Source organism: Duganella violaceipulchra, from assembly GCF_019166075.1.
Taxonomy (GTDB): domain Bacteria; phylum Pseudomonadota; class Gammaproteobacteria; order Burkholderiales; family Burkholderiaceae_D; genus Rugamonas; species Rugamonas violaceipulchra.
The window spans coordinates 1-237 of the sequence record NZ_JAHTGR010000255.1 but is presented as its reverse complement, the minus strand read 5'-3'; the positions used below and the strand labels follow the sequence as shown (position 1 = coordinate 237).

Genomic DNA, 237 nt, shown 5'->3' with positions numbered 1-237 from the left:
ACCGACCAGATCGGCGCGCTGAGCACCGCGCAAGTGGCCGCTATGACCACCGCCAACCTGGCCTCGGGCCTGAGCACCGACCAGATCGTGGCCTTGAGCTCGAACCAGCTGGGCGCCTTGAGCACCGGTCAATTCGGCGCCCTGTCGACCCAGGACATCGCCGCCATCGAGACGGCCGACATCGTCGGCCTGAAGACCAGCATCATCGCCGCGCTGAAAACGGCGCAACTGGCGGCG

The 237-nt window shown here is 67.5% G+C and carries 1 protein-coding gene; it reads left to right on the top strand.

What is annotated here, in order from left to right; translation table 11 throughout:
• The coding region (locus tag KVP70_RS33945) for a hypothetical protein (RefSeq protein WP_217946816.1) at nucleotides 1-237 on the top strand (237 nt) is incomplete at both ends.